Here is a 17472-nt window from a genome sequence, read left to right as displayed (position 1 = left end):
ATCCGACTGAGCCTAAGAAGGTCCGTTGACATCCAGCTGTGGGTGTGAGTAATAATGTGCGTAACTAGATTTGTGAACGCGGTAGTTACTCACGGAGGGGCTCATGCCATTGACCGTAAAAGCCATCGAAAAAGCCAAGCCAAAAGACAAGCTCTACCGCATTGCAGATGCACATGGGCTATGCCTGGAGGTGCCTCCAAGTGGTTCTAAAAGATGGAGATATCGTTACCGTTTTTCTGGCAGAGCCAAAATGGTCAGCCTTGGCGTGTGGCCGGAAGTGAAATTGTCTGACGCAAGGGATAAGCGTGATGAGTTGCGTCGGCTGTTGAAGCAGGGGATTGACCCCGCTGAACACAAGAAATCCCAGCAGGCCATAGCTGAAGGTAAGGATCGCTTTGAGGCGGTGGCCAGGGAGTGGTTTGAAAAATTCCACAAGAATTGGGCCGAGCAAACCGGGATTCGCAAAATAGGTCGTCTTGAGAGTCATGTCTTTCCTGTAATAGGGGGAATCTCCATTGAACAAGTGGACGCTCCCCAAATCCGTCGTGTGCTGCTCCGTTTGGAGAGCTTCGGCAAGCTGCACACCGGCCACAGAGTCAAAAACATCATTGGCGAGGTCATGCGGTACGCCGTGGCCATGGGGTTGATTACTCATAATCCTGTTCCAGATCTTGCAGGGGTCCTCCCTCCCGTAAAGGAGCAGCATCGAGCTGGCATTACCGACCCGGAGGGCATCAAAGGGCTTCTGCGCTCAATTGATGAGTACCAGGGCAGCCCTGTGACGAGGAACGCCATGAAGCTGGCGGCCCTCACTTTTGTCCGTCCTGGGGAGTTGCGGCATGCTGAGTGGGCCGAGATTGATTTCGAGAAGAAGGAGTGGCGCATCTCGGCCGAGAAGATGAAGATGAAGCGTCAGCACATAGTCCCATTGTCCGAGCAGGCAATATCAGTGTTGAAGGAGATGGAGGTAGTGACTGGCCATGGCCGCTATGTCTTTCCGTCAGAACGTTCCAGGGATCGAGCGATGAGCAATAATACTGTCAATGCTGCTCTTCGCCGTATGGGCTATACGAAAGAAGAAATGACTGGCCACGGCTTCCGTTCCATGGCCAGCACTAACCTTAATGAAATGGGTTTTCATCCTGACCAGATAGAAAGGCAACTCGCGCACGTCGAGGGGAATAAGGTCCGGGCCGCGTATAACCATGCCGAATATCTGCCTGAGCGGAAAAAGATGATGCAGGTTTGGGCGGACTATTTAGATGAGCTCAAGGGGCGTATGTGACACACCAGGAAAGATGGGAGTCAAATTCAAATGGAAGACAACAGGGAGAAAAAAGGTATGGCGGGTTGTGGTAAGGTTAGCTATTACAATGTGTTAGTTTCCGAGTTTGAGGAGCAATTGACGGAAATTCTCCAAAAGGGCGGCAAGCCTGAATTGGTTTTGAATAGGCGTGACGCTGACGGCCAGACTTTGGAACAAAAGGTCATAAGAGAACTTCAGCGCTGGAGGAGGGCTTCAACAGACGATGCGAAGTCTTTGCAGAACCGGGATGAGAAAATTTTGGAGTTTGAATATCTGTTGCTCCGGATCAGAGGCGCTGTTTATACCGTCAATGGGCTCCCGATCCCTGGCATGGATAAATTTGCTGATATGGCTGAAGGGGCAGATTTACCTACTATTGGTGTGGTCAACAGCATAGTGGAGCCTGCTTCTTTTGAGGGAGTAGTCTTCAACACGCCTGAAGAAATGGCCCCATGGCTCCATGAGAAGTACAAGCATTGTTCCGGTAGAAATTTGCGCGCTGAAGTTGCCAGGGAATTGGACGACTCTTTTCCGTGTCCGGAAGATCGAAAAAACAACCCTGTTATTTCCAATTACCAGATGGGGCGCTTAGTTTCACACCCTGACGAAGTGCTTTCGGTCGAGGGCTTTCGGTCAAGAGGGAAATCTGCTCGAAAACGAGCCCAAAAAGAGTAGTTCACCACCCCTCAGTATTTTTCACCAGCTTTTTCACCACCTAGGCATCTTGACGCACCACTAGTGGTGTCTCGGTAGTCTGATTTCAGATGGACACGGCGATTTCCGCTAACGTCACAACCAAAGGAATCATGACATGAGTGAAAAACAGAAAGAATCCCTTTTGCGTATCTCCGACGTCCTGGAGCGGATCCCTGTCAGCAAGTCCACGTGGTGGGCTGGAGTCAAACACGGCATTTATCCTGCCGGATTGAAGCTTGGTGCACGATGCACGGTGTGGCGCGAAAGCGATATTGACGACTTGATTGATGGTCTCAAGCGCATTGCAATGGGCGAATACTCTGAAGGAGATGCTAATGAGTAGCCCCCGTCAACAGAAGTATTTCAAGGTTGATTTTCAGGCCGTTAATCATGCTGCGTTGAACCGTTTCAACGAGCTCGTGGAGCTGTGGTGCCCTGGCGGGCGTTACGAAGGAAACGAGTATGTCCCTCGTAATCCGACCCGTGATGATAAAAAACCTGGTTCGTTCAAAATTAATAAGGACACTGGGCAATGGTTTGAAAACGCTACTGGTGAATATGGTGGCGATCTCATCTCCCTCTATGCCTATCTTAATGGCGTCACGCAGCTTGAGGCAGCCAAAGCGCTGGCAGAATATCTCCATATCGAATTCAATACTCCCCGCTGTAATCGAAAGAAGATGTCTTCGAAAAAAGCCGACTGGGAGCCCTTCCTGCCCATCCCTGAAGACGCACCTGGCAGCGATCACAGACACCCGAAGTTCGGATTGCCGTCACGGGTATGGCTCTACCTCGATTGTGAAGGCAATCCGTTGTCGTACGTCTGCAGGTTTGATCTGCCGGATGGGGGAAAGGCTATCCTTCCTCATACGTTTGGGCATGACGGAAAAGGGAACAGGCACTGGGATTGGAAGGGGGTGCCTGCCCCTCGGTCCCTGTATGGGTTGGATATCTTGGCCCAGGCCGAAGCTACTGTCCCTGTCCTTATTATGGAAGGGGAAAAAGCGGCTGATGCCGCGCGTGATTTGGTTGGGGATAGCATGGTCGCTATGACTTGGCCTAGCGGCTCCAACTCCGTGCACTTGGCCGACTGGAGCCCCGTCAAAGACCGTGCGGTAAAGATCTGGCCGGACGCAGACAAGCCCGGCTTCGAAGCCGCGCTCAAAGTTGCAGAACTCGCAGTCATCGAACAGGCCGCTTCGGTCTCGATTGTTGTGCCTCCTGCAAATGCCCCCAAAGGGTGGGATTTAGCCGACGCCACTGACTGGGATAGCAAGCGCACCCTGGAATTGATCGAAAACAACCAGGTGGACCGTGAAGGATTCAAGTGTCTGGCATTAGAACGTTACGGGATTGACGACAAGCCCCAAACTTCCCCGTCGGCCTCCCCCGGCTTTAAGTTGAAGGAAGACGGTGTCTACCGTACCAAGATTGTTTCGAGCGGCGAGCTCGTCGAGGAAATGGTCTGCTCTCCTTTGGAAGTACTCGCTCTTACTCGCGATAAAGACAACCAGAGCTGGGGGAAGTTGCTTCAGGTTACTGATCCTGATGGCAATGACCATAAGTGGGCCATGTCCATGGAAATGACCGCTATGGCTGGGGAGCCTTTTCGGCAACATCTGGCAAGTCTTGGCTTGCGCTTAGCGCCAGGACGTTATTCCAAGGCTCGGCTCCTTGAGTACATTGTGCAGACTGACCCGGAAGCCCGCGCCCTTTGTGTCCCCCGTACCGGGTGGCATGGTGACACGTTCGTCCTCCCTGATCAGACATATGGAGTCCATGGTGAAGAACAGGTAATTCTCCAGAGGCTTTGCAATGACAATCCATACAAGCTGAGCGGTTCCCTTAAGGAGTGGCAGGATTCAGTGGGCACCTGGTGCCAGGGGAATTCTCGTCTCGCCTTTGGTGTTTCTGTAGCGTTCGCTGCCGTTATGCAGCACCACGCAGGAGCTGAGTCTGGCGGCTTTCATTTTATTGGAAGTAGCTCCATCGGCAAGACTACCGTGCTAATGGCTGCTGCTAGTGTGTGTGGCGGTGGCGGTGACGCCGGCTACATCCGTCAGTGGCGTGCCACTGACAACGGTATCGAAGCAATTGCAGCATCATGCTGTGATACTCTCCTCTGCCTTGATGAGATGGGGCAAGCCGACAGTAAGGTTGTTGCGGAGGGTGCTTATTTGCTTGCGAACGGTGTGGGGAAGCTGCGTGCGACTAAAGTTGGGTCGACTGCATCCATCAACGCCTGGCGATCTTGTTTTCTCAGTACCGGCGAAACTTCTCTTAATGACAAGCTCCTTGAGGATCAGAGACTGAGGGCTAAGGCTGGGCATGCTGTGAGAATCGTGGATATTCCTGCAGACGCAGGTTGTGACCTCGGTGCGTTCGAGAAGATCCATGGCTTCGGAAATGGGGAAGAGTTCGCACGAGCGATTTCCCAGGCTGCAACCTCCTACTACGGAACTCCGCTTCGGGCGTTTCTGGAAAAACTGATGGACAACCTCGATGCCCATTGTAAACGGCACTCTCAGCTGCGCCACACTTTTTATAACACTCATTGTCCGATCGAAGCTGACGGGCAGGTCAAGCGGGCCTGCAGGCGTTTTGCGCATGTGGCTGCAAGCGGTGAGCTTGCTGCTGAGATCGGCATCCTTCCGTGGGAGTCTGCAGAGGCGTCCAAAGCTGCAATGGATTGCTTCCACGCATGGCTTAACCATCGCGGGGGAAAAGGTGCTGCTGAAAAGCTGGAAGGGCTTCGGCAGGTCCGCGCATTCTTTGAAAAGTACGCTAGCAGCCGCTTTGAGCTCATTGGATCCAAAAATAGTGAAAGCTCTGAACCGCAGGTGATCGTCGAGAGCTACAACAGGGCAGGATTCCGAAATGAAGATGACGAGGGCAACGCTGAATTCTGGATGTTCCCTGAGGCGTTTCGGGAGGTCTGCCAGGGATTCGACCACAAGATGGTTTGCAGGATGCTTGCTGAACAGGGGATTCTGAAAACACAGACCTCCGGGAGCTTCCAGATGGCCAAGCGACTTCCCGGAATGGGCGTCAAGAGCCTGAAAAAGGTTTACGTCATCACGTCGAAGATCTTCAAAGAGTAATAACACCAACACATCCTAGGTTTGATGTGGCATAGCGTGTCTGGGATATGGGCAGTGGGGCTGGTGTCTGGTTTTGTTACCACTGTTACCATCACTGTTTCTGTTTGTGGGCACAGAAATTGTTAGTCGTTTCAGAGCTGTTACTACTGATACTACTGTTACTAACAGTTCAGGCGCATGGTGAATTGAACTAAGGCAGGATGGCCAGACCCATACCCCACCCCCTGCTTTTTCAAAAGGGGTAGGCCCCTATCGGATCTGGCACAGAGACTGACTGCTATCAATTCTTCTGGCAAATGCCCCACGATCTTTGGTGGGGAGTTGTGATTCTTTAACTGCAACCGAGATATTTCATACAGAAAGTGCGTTCAACAATAACCATATATGGAAGTCGTAACAGTGGTAACAGTAGTAATGTCGCTTGAATCATTGAGGAATATGGCCGTAGTAAGCTGGTTGTGGACTAGTAACAGTGGTAACAGCCCCAGGTGCCGTGCGCTAAGCGCTTGCAGTTAAGTGTATTCGCCAACTGTGAAGGCCTGAGGTCCTTTTCGTCTCCAAACTGACATGCTCCATGGCTGCCCCATGGGGAGAGTAAGCCTCTATCATTCGAGGCATGCAAGTAAAGATCTCCCTCATTCCGTGGTGTCCGAATCGTCGTCAGGTTTTTTCGGCTGCTTCTAACGCCAGAGAGTCGCGTAACGGAAATGCTTGAAGTGCTCCTTCGGGAACGCTCGTTTGCAATCTTTCTTCAAGTCCTTCTCGGAGGAAATCCAGCCTTTAGGTATATCTTCCGGTCTCATTGGTGGGGGCTCCTTTATAAAGCTTAAGCCATCACGCTATTGAAAACGATTCGTTCTCTGATTCCTTCGATGGTGCTTTGCATCTATCAGCGGGAACGATTTAGTTCTCACAATGCACTTAGCGCCCGTATACCCAATCAGAAGAGCGCCAATCTATGCTCTCGGAACAATCAAACAAATCGTCCTCGGTGAGCTTGGTCGATGGGCCAAGAGGGAATTTTCGACCAAGAAGAGTGCCGCAAGTAAAACGTGTTGACTGAAATTGTTGCATATCAGTTTTGCTTTTGCTCACAGTCAAAGAGTTATCAGCTCCTCCGCCCGCTGTTTTTTATGCACCAATTCATTTTTTACTCATGTCAATTCTATATCAGCTTGATTTGTTGGCGTACACCCTCCTCTTTCATCCCCACAACCCAAAAGCCTTATGCGCCGTAGGATGATGACTGCTCGGCGCTTTAGCTAGATGGTATTTGTACTCGTAGATAGCTCGGCATAATCGTCACCGCCTTTTGAATATACGCTGCACTTAATTCATTCCAGCAAACCAATAAATACTATGGACAAGATTACCCGATCCATGCATAAGCAATTTGTTATGAGTGTACCATTAGTTGGGGAGGGACTGGCGGGAAGACCCTTGGTGTTTAATGGACGACATTTACGCGCACACAAAAGATGGATCTGGTCCTGAAAGCTGGCAAAAATTGGATGAGCACCTTGACAAGGTGGCACAAATGGCAGCCACATTTGCTAGTTCATTTGACGCAGCTGAATGGGGCTACCTCTTAGGTCTGCTTCATGATGTAGGCAAATACTCCATAAACTTTCAGAAACGCCTAACCGGCGAAAAGCAGCAACATGTCGACCACAAAGGTATGGGCGCTCGGCTTTTACAGGATCGCGCGTCGGCTTTTGGTCGAATTGGTGCTTACTGTGTGGCTGGTCATCATGTGGGGCTACCTGATTACAACGGGACAGACAACGGGCACTCTCTCGAAAAAACGGTTAGGGGTGCCGCCAGTTTTCCTGAAGACAGAACCAATCCTCTTTTGGGACGAGATGACCCAGAGCTACCGTTCCCAATACACTCCCCATTTCAAGCTTCTTTTTTTACCCGTATGCTCTTTTCCACTCTTGTGGATGCGGATTTTCTGGATACCGAAGCATTTATGGACGGTGTTCGGCATTCTTGGCGCACTCCCGGTCCTTCGCTTGAAGTGCTGACTGCCGCGCTGGATGCCAAGCTGGCAACGTTCGCCGCGTCAGGGCGTATCAATGAACTTCGTGCGGAAATTCTCGCTGCTTGCAGGGCCAAGGCCTCGCTGGCTCCGGGGCTGTTCTCCCTGACGGTGCCCACGGGCGGCGGCAAGACGCTGACCTCCATGGCCTTTGCCCTGGATCACGCCCGGTTGCATGGAAAGCGCCGCGTGATCTATGTCATCCCGTATACCTCGGTCATCGAGCAGAACGCGCGGGTTTTCCGGGAGATATTTCCGGCCAATTCAGTGGTCGAGCACCACAGCACCTTTGACGCTTCCAAGGTTTTTGACCGGGAGGACCATGCCCGGGAGTCAGCCGAGGCCCGGCGGCATCGCCTGGCGTGCGAGAACTGGGACGCACCTGTGGTGGTGACCACCAGCGTGCAGTTCTTCGAGTCCCTGTTTTCGTTCAAGCCGTCGAGGTGTCGCAAGCTGCACAACCTGGCCGACTCGGTGATCATTCTGGACGAGGCGCAGATGCTGCCGGTGGATTTCATGGTCCCGTGCCTGCGCGCCCTGGAGGAACTGACCGAAAACTATGGTGCCAGCGTGGTCCTGTGCACGGCCACGCAGCCAGCCCTGCGAAAGGAGGATTTCGCCTGTGGCCTGGACGGGCTGGGTGATGACCGGGAACTCGCGCCGGACCCGCAGCGGATGCATGAGGCGTTTAAACGGACCGAGCTGGTAGACCTCGGTGAACTGGCGTTGGCCGAGGTGGCGGAGATGGTTCGGGAGCGGGAGCAGGTCCTGTGCATCGTCAATACTCGCAAACGCGCCGCTGAATTGTTCGAGCTGGTGCGGGACGAGCCAGGAGCGCGTCATCTGAGCGCGTTGATGTGTCCGGCCCATAGATCGAAGAGGCTGGAGGAAATCCGCGAAATGCTGGCGGGCGGCGAGCCGTGCCGCGTGATCAGTACGCAATTGATCGAGGCCGGGGTGGATGTCTCGTTTCCTGAAGTTGTCCGCGAGATGGCCGGGCTGGACTCCATCACCCAGGCCGCAGGGCGGTGCAACCGGGAAGGGGAACTGGACGGGGCGGCTCCGGTGGGGGTTTTCACGCCCGTGGAAGGCGTTGCCCGCGCATTCAGCGGCCCGGCAGGGCATACCGGCTCCGTGCTCCGCACACCGGATGTCGATCCCTTTTCGCCCGAAGCCATTCGGCATTATTTTACCTTGCACTACTGGCTGGAGAAGGACCGGCTCGACAGCAAGCGCATCCTGGAACACCTGAACAACGACCGGGGCGAGTGGTATTTCCGCAAGGCGGGCAAGGCGTTCAGACTCATTGAGAACACCATGGTTCCGGTTGTCATCCCCTATGACGAGCGGGCGGAGAAGCTGGTGCGCGACCTGCACTATGCCGAGCATCCCGGCGGCATTCTGCGGCAACTGCAACAGTACACGGTGCAGGTCTACGACGGTCAGTTCGCGGCCCTGGATCAAGCCGGAGGCATCGAATGGGTGGCGGACACCTATGCCGTGCTCTGTGGCATGGAGTTCCATGACGAGATGTTCGGGCTGACCTTTCCCGGCGAGATGCGCCCGGAGGATTTTATTGGTTGAGTATGGTGTCATTGTGTGAAAGGAGGAGCTATGCACAGTCCGCTTCAATTAAGGTATTGACAAAAGGCGATTGTATATGTAGCTAGATTGTGGAGCTCGGGCGTGGGTTGAAACAATTACGGTATAAATATGTCGCCCGAAAATAGCTCCATGAGGCTAAGTCTAATTCAATTAAGGTATAAATAAATGATTCACACTTTCATGATGAAACTTCTTAAGAGTGGGAGGTTGTGGGGCTTGATAAGGTACTTATTATTTTATATCAGTCTAGTGTTATGGGTAGAAATGATACAACACGGAGGTAAGTTTCGTGGCAGGAATACAACTCAGGGTCTGGGGTGATTACGCGTGCTTCACCCGCCCGGAGATGAAGGTGGAGCGCGTCAGCTACGACGTGATGACGCCGTCGGCAGCGCGCGGGATATTGGAGGCGATCTACTGGAAGCCCGCCATCAGGTGGGGCATCGATCGCATCCATGTGATGAAGCCCATCCGGTTCGACAACGTGCGTCGCAATGAGGTGGCGGGCAAGGTGCCGGTGGGAGGCTCTGGCGGCGTGAACGCGGCCATGAAGGGCGGCAATGCGCCGCTCCGGTTGTACGTGGAGGAGAGCCGCCAGCAACGGGCGGCCATGGTGCTGCGGGACGTGGAATACGTCATTGAGGCGCATTTCGATTACACGTCCGCCGAGGACCGAAATGATGGAAAGCATCTGGACATGTTCAACCGCCGCGCCAAGAAGGGGCAGTGCTTCCACCGTCCCTACCTGGGCTGCCGGGAGTTTGCGGCCCACTTCGAGCCGGTCAAAGGAGACATCCCGGTTTCGGAGCTGGCGGGGGATGCGCCGCGCGACCTGGGCTGGATGCTCTATGACATCAATTATGCTGCCGACATGACGCCGTTCTTTTTCCGGCCCACGCTGGAAAAAGGCATCGTTGATTGCCGGAAAGGGGTGGTGGCCGCATGATCCTTCATGCCTTGAATCAATACTACAAGCGGCTGAGCGACGACCCCAAGGCCAATGTTCCGGAATTCGGCTTCGGCAAGCAGGGGGTGCATTTCTGCCTGCAGTTGGACCGGGAGGGCAAGATGGTGGGCCGACCGCTGGACCTGCGGGACGAGAAAGGCAAGCCAAGACGCATCGAAGTGCCGGGGCCGGTGGGCCGCTCCGTGGGGATCAAATCCAATTTCGCCTGGGATAACACCGGCTACGTGCTTGGAGCCGACGACAAGGGCAAGCCTGAGCGTACGGCCCAAACCCACCAGGCGTTCAAGGCCGAGGCCGCTGCCGTCCTGGACGGCGTGGACGATGCCGGGGCGCGAGCATTCTTGGCGTTTCTGAATGGTTGGGAGCCGGAACTGGCAGAGACTTTGCCGGACTGGGAGGAGATCATCGGCCAGAACATCGTGTTCCAACTGGATGGCGAGCCCGGTTTTCTGCACGACCGTCCCGCCTTTCGGGAAGCCTGGATCCGTCATCAAGCCGTTGGTGAGAGCGAAACCGGCATGTGCCTCGTCACTGGAGAGAACGCTCCCATTCCGCCGATTCATGCCAAAATCAAGGGGGTGCCGGGGGCGCAGACCTCCGGGGCGTCGCTGGTTTCCTTCAATTTCGATGCAGCCGTGTCATACGGCAAGAAGCAGAATCACAACGCCCCTGTCTCGGAACGGGCCGCGTTCGCCTATACCACGGCCCTGAACCATCTGCTGGCACCGGGCAGCCTGCGCAAGGTGCAGGTGGGCGATACCACCGTGGTGTTCTGGTCCGATGCGCCGGGCGAGGCAGAGGCGCTCTTCGGCTCCGGCATGGGCGGCAAGAAGGCCGAGGACGACGGGTTGGTGAAGCGGCTGGAAGGCTATCTGGCAGACATCGCCAAAGGGCGGTTCCCGGATGCACTGGGGAGCGCCGACACGCCGTTCTATGTCCTTGGATTGTCGCCCAATGCGGCGCGCATCTCGGTCCGCTTCTGGCATGTGGGCACCGTTGGAGGCATGGCCGAAAACCTGGGACGCCACTACCGTGCCTTGGCCATGAAGCGCCGGTTCGACAGCGAGCCGGAATATCCAAGCCCGTGGCAACTGCTCAGGGAACTGGCTCCGCAGCGGGATTCCAAGAACATCTCACCGCTTCTTGGCGGGCAACTCATCAGGGCCATCTTACAGGGGCAGCCCTATCCGCAGACGTTGCTCGCCTCAGCCCTTGGGCGCATCCGTGCGGACAAGGACGTCACTTACCTGCGGACGGCACTCATCAAGGCTTTTCTCGTTCGAAACAGCAATCAGGAGATTCACATGACGCTTGATACGGAAAACAGGGATATCGGCTACCGGCTCGGACGGCTCTTCGCCGTGGTGGAGCGGATTCAGGAAGAGGCCGTGCCTGGTGCCAATGCCACGGTACGGGACCGGTTCTTCAGTTCCGCCACCGCCACGCCGGGGCGTTCCTTCCCCATCATTTTGAAAAACGCCCAGCACGGCCTGGCCAAGATCCGAAAAGAGAAGCCGGGGTGGGCCGTCACTCTCGAAAAAAAGATCCAGGACATCGTGACCGGCATTGATGCGGCCACAGGATTCCCCTCATCCCTGACAACGGAAAAGCAGGGGATGTTCATTCTCGGTTATTATCAGCAACGCCAGGACTTCTTCACCAAAAAAGACGACAAATCGGAGGACTAGACCATGACCGCCATCACCAATCGCTATGAATTCGTGTACCTGTTCGACGTGGAAAACGGTAATCCCAACGGCGACCCGGATGCGGGCAACACCCCGCGCATCGACCCGGAAACCGGCCACGGCCTGGTCACCGATGTCTGCCTGAAGCGTAAGGTGCGCAATTTCGTGGAGATCGCCAAGGGAGGCGAGGAGGGCTGCAATATCTATGTGGCCGAAAAGGGCGTCCTGTCCCTGACACGCGAGCCCGCCTACAAGACCGAGGAGGTCAAGAAGCTCAAGAAAAAGGAAGAGCAGGTCGCTGCAGCCCGGCAGTGGATGTGCGAGAACTTTTTCGACGTGCGCACCTTCGGCGCGGTCATGTCCACCAAGGAGAACAACTGCGGACAGGTGCGCGGCCCGGTGCAGCTCACCTTTGCCAAGAGCATTGACCCGATCATCCCCGCCGAGGTCTCCATCACCCGCATGGCCGTGGAAACCGAAAAGGAAGCCAAGGCCCAGGACGGCGACAATCGCACCATGGGCCGCAAGCACATCGTGCCCTATGCCCTGTATCGTGCCGAAGGGTTCGTCTCCGCACACCTGGCCGACGGTGACAAGGGCACCGGATTCTCCGATGACGACCTGGAGCTGCTGTGGCAGGCGCTTGCGAACATGTTCGATCACGACCACTCTGCGGCGCGTGGCAAGATGAGCGCGCGCGGCCTGATCGTGTTCAAACACCAGGACAAGCTGGGCAACGCTCCGGCGCACAAGCTCTTCGACGCCGTAACCGTCACCCGCAACGGGGGCGATGGCCCGGCCCGCGCCTTTGGCGACTACGTGGTCGCCGTTGACGAGGGAGCCGTTCCAGGCGGTGTGGACGTGGACGTGAAGTTCTAGCCATGGACCGGACCCTGCCCCTTTCCGCATTGCAGCACTATCTGTACTGCCCCCGGCAGTGCGCGCTCATCCATGTGGAAAAGGTCTGGGCCGAGAACCGTTTCACCGCCGAGGGGCGGCTGCTGCACCTCCGTGCCGATTCCGGTTCCGCCGGTCGGCGCGGAGGCGTTGCCGAGGACCGCGCCGTGCCCATTCGCAGCGACCGGCTGGGACTTTACGGCGTGGCCGACGTGGTGGAGATGCGCCCCGGGCCGGACGGACGGGAGATTCCTTATCCCGTTGAGTACAAGCGCGGTTCTCCCAAGGTCGAGGACTGGGACCGGGCACAGCTCTGCGCCCAGGCCATGTGCCTGGAGGAGATGCTTGGCGCAGTCATTCGGGATGGGGCGATCTTCTACGGCAAGCCCCGCCGCCGTGAGCGGGTGGTCTTTGACACCCCCTTGCGCTCGCTCGTGGAGCAAAGCTGCCGGGACATGCACACAATGGTCGAGACCGCACAGACGCCTCCTGCAACGCACGGCAAGCGATGCCGGGGGTGCTCCCTGAAAGGCGCGTGCATGCCCAAGACAGGGCAGGATGTGGAACGCTATCTGCTCAAGGGGCTGGAACCATGAAGAAACTCTTGAATACGCTCTATGTCACTTCCCAGGGGACCTATCTGTCAAAGGATGGCGAATGTGTGGTGATCCGGGCCGAGAACGGCCAGAAGAAGCGTTTCCCGGTCCATGTACTGGACGGCATCGTCTGCTTCGGCAACGTGCTGTGCAGCCCGTTCCTGCTGGGCCATTGCGGCGAGAAGGGGCTGGCGCTTTCATTCATGACCGAGCGCGGGCGGTATCTGGCCGGAGTGCGCGGCCCGCAGAGCGGCAATGTGCTGCTTCGCCGGGAGCAATACCGTCAGGCGGATGACCCCGTGGCGTCGGCGGATATCGCCCGGTCCGTCATAGCGGGGAAGGTCGTCAACTCGCGGGCGGTTCTGCGGCGCTGTCTCCGTGACCACGGGGACCGGGTGGATGCCGGGATGCTGGAGCGGGCCGTTTGCACCCTTGATGAGTGCGCCCGCCGCTTGCAAACCCCTGTTTCGCTGGATGAGGCGCGGGGCATGGAAGGCCAGGCGGCAGGGGCATACTTTGCCGTGTTCGGCCAGATGGTTCTGCAGGATGAGGAGGCGTTCTCGTTTGACGGACGCAACCGTCGTCCGCCGCTTGATGCGGTGAACTGCCTGCTTTCTTTCGTTTATACGCTGCTGGCTCATGATGTTCGGTCCGCCCTGGAGGCCGTGGGGCTCGATCCGCAAGTCGGTTTCCTGCACCGCGACCGGCCCGGGCGTCCCGGTCTTGCCCTGGACGTCATGGAGGAGTTCCGTTCGTTCATGGCGGACAGGCTGGTCCTGTCGCTCATCAATCGTGGCGAGGTCCGTGCACGCGGCTTCGTGACCAAGGAGAGCGGGGCGGTGTTCATGGACGACGACACGCGGAAGACGGTCCTGACCGCCTGGCAAAAGCGCAAGCAGGATGAGGCGATGCATCCGTTCCTCAGGGAGCGCATCCCGCTTGGCCTGGCCTTTCATGTTCAGGCGCAACTCATCGCCCGAAGCATACGGGGCGATCTGGACGGCTACCCGCCGTATTATTGGAAGTGAGCATGTTGGTTTTGGTAAGTTATGACGTGAGCTTCGAGAATCCGGACGGCAAGCGCCGCCTGCAGAAGATCGCCAAGATTTGCGAGAATTACGGTCAGCGGGTTCAGTACTCCGTGTTCGAGTGCGTGGTCGACCCGGCCCAGTGGGCACAATTGCGTCACCGCCTACTTGATGCCTACGACGAGGAGGTGGATAGCCTGCGGTTTTATTTCCTCGGTAAGAACTGGCAAAGGAGAGTGGAGCAGCACGGCGCGGGCGAGGCTTACGACCCGGAAACGGATGTGCTCATCCTGTAGCGCGAACCCCAAGCTGTCGCCAATTCCCCGGCGGGTTCGCACGGTGGGAATAAAGAATGATAACGATGCGTTGCAGCGTGTTCGTCGCAACGCGAACAATTTCGTGGTGATGCGTAGTCACTGGTTCGCGGATACCGTGCCTAAAACCTGTATCCTGCGTGCGTTGCGCACCCCCACAGTCGCCCCCTGCACGGGGGCGTGGATTGAAACCCCGCTGGTCTCCAACGAGTCCTTGACGGTCACCGTCGCCCCCTGCACGGGGGCGTGGATTGAAACTTTCCTCCATCCCCTCCGCCGCGGGGAACCACCTTGTCGCCCCCTGCACGGGGGCGTGGATTGAAACTTGAGAAGTTGACAAACAGTCGCTGCCAAACCATGTCGCCCCCTGCACGGGGGCGTGGATTGAAACCCTCTGCCACCACAGAACTTGAGCCGAAAACAATGTCGCCCCCTGCACGGGGGCGTGGATTGAAACATCTATCAGGGCACCGGCATCCGTGGCCGTCACAGTCGCCCCCTGCACGGGGGCGTGGATTGAAACCCTTTGCCCTTTAGGGCGGTTAAAATGTGATCAAGTCGCCCCCTGCACGGGGGCGTGGATTGAAACTTATGAACTTAAAAAGGCAGCAAAAGTTACTGGGTCGCCCCCTGCACGGGGGCGTGGATTGAAACGTATGACGCAAAAGGTCCGGCTGTTTCAACTTTTGTCGCCCCCTGCACGGGGGCGTGGATTGAAACAGGTTGAAGGTGCTGCGCGCGCCTGAAATGGTGAAGTCGCCCCCTGCACGGGGGCGTGGATTGAAACATCCAGGATGTCTGACGCCGGAAGGGAGTAAAGCGTCGCCCCCTGCACGGGGGCGTGGATTGAAACGGTCATTGCCATTATAGTTGAGATAAAATCATCGTGTCGCCCCCTGCACGGGGGCGTGGATTGAAACAAGTACATCATTCTGGGCGTTATGGCCGCTGCAAGTCGCCCCCTGCACGGGGGCGTGGATTGAAACCACAAGAAGGCGCGGACATAGCCGGATATGCTGGGTCGCCCCCTGCACGGGGGCGTGGATTGAAACACCTTTTTAAGTCTGACGTTTCCGAAGTCGAACTTGTCGCCCCCTGCACGGGGGCGTGGATTGAAACATCGACGAGGCAGGCGACGTAATAGGCCACGCGAAGTCGCCCCCTGCACGGGGGCGTGGATTGAAACCATTTTTCCTTGTCCAAGTTACCGTATTTTTTGGGTCGCCCCCTGCACGGGGGCGTGGATTGAAACGACTATGACAGAGTCTCTATCCGCCCCGGACTCCAGTCGCCCCCTGCACGGGGGCGTGGATTGAAACACCTGCCCTTTGCGCTCACTCGCGCTATCTCTCCCGTCGCCCCCTGCACGGGGGCGTGGATTGAAACCATATCTACCCAGGCGGGAACGCCCTAACCATCGGTCGCCCCCTGCACGGGGGCGTGGATTGAAACCTTTATACGTCCGGCGAAGGCGTTGCCCCCGGCGGTCGCCCCCTGCACGGGGGCGTGGATTGAAACCTTTATACGTCCGGCGAAGGCGTTGCCCCCGGCGGTCGCCCCCTGCACGGGGGCGTGGATTGAAACCATCTACCCTTTCGCCGGATGAGGAAAGTTATCAGGTCGCCCCCTGCACGGGGGCGTGGATTGAAACATACCACGCGCCGGTTTCGGCCTCTGTCGCCGCTGTCGCCCCCTGCACGGGGGCGTGGATTGAAACTGAGAGCGTGCCGCCCCTCGCCCCGGCCCAGGATTGTCGCCCCCTGCACGGGGGCGTGGATTGAAACGATGAACTCTATATTTAACGCTGTTGGCTTCGTTGTCGCCCCCTGCACGGGGGCGTGGATTGAAACACCGAAAGAGGCTAGCAAGGGCGGCAAGGGGTTGTGTCGCCCCCTGCACGGGGGCGTGGATTGAAACTCCTGCGGCGGCGGGAAGCGCCGGGGTATCCGGCGTCGCCCCCTGCACGGGGGCGTGGATTGAAACTCGTCGGTTTGGCGGCTGGCGCGGCCTTCCTGGGCGTCGCCCCCTGCACGGGGGCGTGGATTGAAACCCTGTGGATCGACCAGGACATGGTCGTCGCTTCGGTCGCCCCCTGCACGGGGGCGTGGATTGAAACTGGCATATTTGACGCGGCGGCTGTAGTTACTGGAGTCGCCCCCTGCACGGGGGCGTGGATTGAAACTCTTCCCCTTTTTTATCCCGTCAACAGCCTTGAGCGTCGCCCCCTGCACGGGGGCGTGGATTGAAACTATTTACAACGTCGGGTTGATTTTGGGTTGAATAGTCGCCCCCTGCACGGGGGCGTGGATTGAAACCACCCTCATCGCCGACACCGACGGCACGGTGCGCAGTCGCCCCCTGCACGGGGGCGTGGATTGAAACTATTTACAACGTCGGGTTGATTTTGGGTTGAATAGTCGCCCCCTGCACGGGGGCGTGGATTGAAACCACCCTCATCGCCGACACCGACGGCACGGTGCGCAGTCGCCCCCTGCACGGGGGCGTGGATTGAAACCTGCGCAGAATCTGCATGTTGTGACACTACTTAAGTCGCCCCCTGCACGGGGGCGTGGATTGAAACCTGGACTTGCCTGTGCCTAGTTCCCGAACGTCAATGTCGCCCCCTGCACGGGGGCGTGGATTGAAACCGCTCAACGACGGGACCGACTTTGAAGTCACGGAGTCGCCCCCTGCACGGGGGCGTGGATTGAAACCTTGCGTCCGATCAGCAGACCAAGAAGCAGCTGGGTCGCCCCCTGCACGGGGGCGTGGATTGAAACGGTTCAACCTCATGTGCCCGCCTCGGCACTTGCGTCGCCCCCTGCACGGGGGCGTGGATTGAAACATCATGGATGCGACGGAAGTACCCGCCATGTGTGGTCGCCCCCTGCACGGGGGCGTGGATTGAAACATCATCGATCTGAACGGGCTCCGCATGTCCAAGGGTCGCCCCCTGCACGGGGGCGTGGATTGAAACCTCTGCGCTGCCCGATCTGCCGATTACGGCGACCAGTCGCCCCCTGCACGGGGGCGTGGATTGAAACCGTCGAAATCGACAACATCCCGCGTTCGGCCCGTGTCGCCCCCTGCACGGGGGCGTGGATTGAAACCATAGGCGATCTGTCCACATTTACCATACCACCCGTCGCCCCCTGCACGGGGGCGTGGATTGAAACATTCGACCTTCCTATGCTACCCCTGCCGTGTCCCGTCGCCCCCTGCACGGGGGCGTG

Annotated in this window: 11 protein-coding genes, 1 pseudogene and 1 CRISPR repeat array (1 of these 13 running past the window's edge); all 12 genes and pseudogenes read left to right on the top strand. The window is 57.3% G+C overall.

Translation table 11 applies throughout. The features are described from left to right. Nucleotides 1-103: 103 nt before the first annotated feature. The 12 genes and pseudogenes from GM415_RS02435 to cas2 all read left to right on the top strand — a co-directional run bounded on the left by GM415_RS02435 (nucleotide 104) and on the right by cas2 (nucleotide 14221). Complete coding sequence (locus GM415_RS02435) at nucleotides 104-1285, top strand: tyrosine-type recombinase/integrase (RefSeq protein ID WP_158946252.1); 1182 nt, start codon at nucleotides 104-106, stop codon at nucleotides 1283-1285. 30 nt (nucleotides 1286-1315) lie between these two features. Next, nucleotides 1316-1981 carry a hypothetical protein gene (locus GM415_RS02430; RefSeq protein WP_158946251.1) on the top strand — a complete coding sequence of 222 codons (666 nt, stop codon included), beginning with the start codon at nucleotides 1316-1318 and terminating at the stop codon, nucleotides 1979-1981. Nucleotides 1982-2117: 136 nt separating this feature from the next. After that, nucleotides 2118-2345: a helix-turn-helix transcriptional regulator gene (locus tag GM415_RS02425; protein ID WP_158946250.1), complete on the top strand. Its 228-nt coding sequence runs from the start codon at nucleotides 2118-2120 to the stop codon at nucleotides 2343-2345. Then, nucleotides 2338-5103, top strand: coding sequence for a DUF927 domain-containing protein (locus GM415_RS02420; protein ID WP_158946249.1), 2766 nt, complete (start codon nucleotides 2338-2340; stop codon nucleotides 5101-5103). Before GM415_RS02425 ends, GM415_RS02420 begins: the two co-directional genes overlap by 8 nt. A gap of 1450 nt (nucleotides 5104-6553) precedes the next feature. Beyond that, nucleotides 6554-7054: pseudogene (locus tag GM415_RS18030) on the top strand (CRISPR-associated endonuclease Cas3''); the annotation flags it as partial. Nucleotides 7055-7075: 21 nt separating this feature from the next. Next, the gene (cas3, locus tag GM415_RS02415; protein WP_242012423.1) at nucleotides 7076-8728 is read left to right on the top strand and encodes a CRISPR-associated helicase Cas3'; all 1653 of its coding nucleotides are present in this window, start codon (nucleotides 7076-7078) and stop codon (nucleotides 8726-8728) included. Between the two features lie 310 nt (nucleotides 8729-9038). Further along, nucleotides 9039-9695 (top strand): type I-C CRISPR-associated protein Cas5c, encoded by a 657-nt coding sequence (gene cas5c, locus GM415_RS02410; protein ID WP_158946247.1) that lies wholly within the window; start codon nucleotides 9039-9041, stop codon nucleotides 9693-9695. Beyond that, the gene (cas8c, locus tag GM415_RS02405) at nucleotides 9692-11404 is read left to right on the top strand and encodes a type I-C CRISPR-associated protein Cas8c/Csd1 (protein ID WP_158946246.1); all 1713 of its coding nucleotides are present in this window, start codon (nucleotides 9692-9694) and stop codon (nucleotides 11402-11404) included. The genes cas5c and cas8c overlap by 4 nt, the downstream gene beginning before the upstream one ends. A gap of 3 nt (nucleotides 11405-11407) precedes the next feature. Beyond that, the gene (gene cas7c / locus GM415_RS02400; protein WP_158946245.1) at nucleotides 11408-12283 is read left to right on the top strand and encodes a type I-C CRISPR-associated protein Cas7/Csd2; all 876 of its coding nucleotides are present in this window, start codon (nucleotides 11408-11410) and stop codon (nucleotides 12281-12283) included. A 2-nt stretch (nucleotides 12284-12285) separates the two neighbouring features. Next, on the top strand, nucleotides 12286-12897 hold the full coding sequence (cas4, locus tag GM415_RS02395; RefSeq protein ID WP_158946244.1) for a CRISPR-associated protein Cas4: 612 nt from the start codon (nucleotides 12286-12288) through the stop codon (nucleotides 12895-12897). Next, nucleotides 12894-13925, top strand: coding sequence for a type I-C CRISPR-associated endonuclease Cas1c (gene cas1c, locus GM415_RS02390; protein WP_158946243.1), 1032 nt, complete (start codon nucleotides 12894-12896; stop codon nucleotides 13923-13925). Before cas4 ends, cas1c begins: the two co-directional genes overlap by 4 nt. Before the next feature lie 2 nt (nucleotides 13926-13927). Then, nucleotides 13928-14221, top strand: coding sequence for a CRISPR-associated endonuclease Cas2 (gene cas2, locus GM415_RS02385; RefSeq protein WP_158946242.1), 294 nt, complete (start codon nucleotides 13928-13930; stop codon nucleotides 14219-14221). A gap of 178 nt (nucleotides 14222-14399) precedes the next feature. After that, nucleotides 14400-17472: a CRISPR direct-repeat array (repeat unit 32 nt; unit sequence GTCGCCCCCTGCACGGGGGCGTGGATTGAAAC); it runs 1007 nt beyond the window's last position.

This window comes from Pseudodesulfovibrio cashew (genome assembly GCF_009762795.1).
GTDB classification, from domain to species: domain Bacteria; phylum Desulfobacterota; class Desulfovibrionia; order Desulfovibrionales; family Desulfovibrionaceae; genus Pseudodesulfovibrio; species Pseudodesulfovibrio cashew.
The sequence above is the reverse complement of the archived record's forward strand: the minus strand, read 5'-3'. Positions and strand labels throughout refer to the sequence as shown.